Source organism: Vibrio sp. 10N.222.55.C6 (assembly GCF_041473395.1).
Taxonomy (GTDB): Bacteria; Pseudomonadota; Gammaproteobacteria; order Enterobacterales; family Vibrionaceae; genus Vibrio; species Vibrio crassostreae_C.
In genome coordinates this window covers 1-317 of sequence record NZ_JBFRSD010000422.1, presented here as the reverse complement: position 1 = coordinate 317, position 317 = coordinate 1, and the positions used below count along the sequence as shown (strand labels likewise).

The window sequence follows — 317 nt, the reverse complement described above, 5'->3', positions numbered from 1 at the left end:
ACTACGAACTGACCGATTGGCACATCCGCGAACTAACGCGCCTGCGATTCCTTCCGGATGACTGGCCGCTAGAAATGCGCGCTATGATCATGGAAATGAACGGCGAAGAGATGATGATCATGTCTCAACTGGAAACGCAGTTCACGGTTTGCCAGTTAGCTGATGAAATGAATTATCCAGTCGAGGGTTGTGTTGCAAATGGAGTAGACGACTACGAACAATTTCAACAAGACTGGGAAGCAGCGAAAGTTGAAGCTGACGCTATTGCCTCTCAAGAAGGTCTAGTGCTTGAAGATTTTGCAGAATGGAGTGGTGAG

At 47.9% G+C, this 317-nt stretch carries 1 pseudogene; it reads left to right on the top strand.

The annotated features are described in order from the left end of the window. Positions 1–317, top strand: a pseudogene (locus tag AB4486_RS24415) (metallophosphoesterase); the annotation flags it as partial.